This window comes from Microbacterium sp. zg.Y909, assembly GCF_024626565.1.
The window spans coordinates 1-1,988 of sequence record NZ_JANJFJ010000573.1 but is presented as its reverse complement, the minus strand read 5'-3'; the positions used below and the strand labels follow the sequence as shown (position 1 = coordinate 1,988).

The 1,988-nt window shown below is 70.0% G+C and carries 2 protein-coding genes; both read right to left on the bottom strand.

All coding sequences use genetic code 11. From position 1 onward, the window contains the following. Positions 1–486: 486 nt before the first annotated feature. The gene (locus tag NQ160_RS23000) at positions 487–1,515 is read right to left on the bottom strand and encodes a 6-phosphofructokinase (RefSeq protein ID WP_257517336.1); all 1,029 of its coding nucleotides are present in this window, start codon (positions 1,513–1,515) and stop codon (positions 487–489) included. 170 nt (positions 1,516–1,685) lie between these two features. Beyond that, positions 1,686–1,988, bottom strand: a 303-nt coding sequence (locus NQ160_RS22995) for a helicase-related protein (protein WP_257517335.1), incomplete at its 5' end; no start/stop codon positions are given.

Sequence of the window (1,988 nt, the reverse complement as noted above, 5' to 3'; positions counted from 1 at the left end):
GTCGGCGCCGACGCGCTGCTGAAGTGCGAGATGGTCGCCGGCCACGGCGGCGTCTCGGGCCGGTACAACTCCTGGAAGGAACGTGCCTTCGAGCTCGCCTGGCTGCTGGACGTGCTGCGGGTCGCCGACGGCGAGTGAGTATTCGCTGGGGCGGCGGCGTCGACACCGGCGCCGGCGCGCGGTAACTCCTCAACATTCGGGCTCGGCGGCCTGGGAAACCGGTTGCTTCCGTTAGGGTCGTCCACCTTTGAGGAGTTGCTGCACACAGGCTGCCAGCCGCGACCGGGCGGCGTACGTCGCGCGCGGGCGCGAAGCGGCGCCAGCGGGCCGCAACTCCTCAAGACCAGGAAACCTGGCGGCGGAAACCGGTCACTGCGGCCGGGAGCGCCGATTCTTGAGGAGTTGCGACCCGTGGTGCTGCCAGACGCAGTCACGGCAGGCGCACCGCGCCAGGCGCGACCCGGGCCGCCGCCCCGCCGCGCGAACTCAGCCGAAGAGCGCGGCGGCCTCTTCGTAGCGATACAGGGGCACGGTGTTGAGCTCGCCGAGCGCCTCTTCGAACGAGACGCGCACGATGTCGGTGCCCTTCATCGAGACCATCTGGCCCCACGCGCCGTCCATGATGGCGTCGGCGGCGTGCAGCCCCAGGCGGGTCGCCAGCACACGGTCGAACGCCGAGGGCGAGCCGCCCCGCTGGATGTGGCCGAGCACGGTGGCCCGCGTCTCGATGCCGGTGATGCGCTCGATCTCGGGCGCGATGATCTCGCCGATGCCGCCCAGGCGCGGGCGGTTGAAGGCATCCAGTCCCTTGTCGCTGTAGGCCTCGTCCATGCCGGACAGCTTGAAGCCCTCCGACACGACGACCAGTGGCGCGCGGCCGCGGTCGTGGGCCTTGGATACCTGCTCGCAGATGTCGTCGATCGACATCGGCACCTCGGGGATGCAGATGACGTGTGCGCCGGCGGCCATGCCGGCGTGCAGTGCGATCCAGCCGACGTGGCGGCCCATCACCTCGGCGACCATGCACCGCTGGTGCGAGTCACCGGTGGTGCGAAGGCGATCCATCGCGTCGGTGGCGATGTTCACGGCGGTGTCGAAGCCGAACGAGTAGTCCGTGGCCCGAAGGTCGTTGTCGATCGTCTTGGGGACGCCCAGCACGTTGATGCCGTCTTTGGAGAGTCGGTTCGCTGCGGCCAGGGTGCCCTCGCCGCCGATGGCGATGATGCCGTCGATGCGGTGGCCGTAGAGCGTCTTGGCGATGTTCTCGGCGCCGCCGCGGGGGCCCTCGTAGGGGTTCGTGCGGCTGGTGCCGAGGATCGTGCCGCCGACCTTCGACAGGCCCTTCACCTCGTGGCGGGTCAGGGGGAAGAAGTCCGCGTCGACGACGCCGCGCCATCCGTCGCGGATGCCGACGAACTCGAGGTCGTAGGCGGTGGTGCCCTTGAGCACGACGCCGCGGATGACCGCGTTCAGGCCGGGGCAGTCGCCGCCGCTGGTGAGGATGCCGATCTTCATGGAACGTCCTTGCTGTCAGCTGTTCAGTGATGGTGCGGCCACGCTGCCTTCCTCGACACTATCGCCGCACGCGATCACCTGCCAGACGTGAGGGCCGGGGTAAATGCGACGCGGCCCCGCCGGAAGGCGGGACCGCGTCGATAATCAGGCCGCGTCGGCGGCAGCGGGTATCAGCTGCCGCCGAGCGACCGCCGCAGCAGATGCATGAGAGCCGACAGCTGCACCGAGTCCGTCGATGCCGCCTCCGCCGCCTCGCCGTCCAGTGCACGCGCCGCGAGGCCCTGCTTGGAGTCGATGAGCTCGGCGATCTTGGTGTCGATCGTGTGCGCCGCGATGATGCGCCACGCGGTGACGGGCTCGCCCTGGCCGATGCGGTGCACGCGGTCGATCGCCTGGGTCTGCTCGGCCGCCGTCCACGACAGCTCCGCGAGGACCACGTTGGATGCCGCCTGCAGGTTCAGCCCCACACCGGC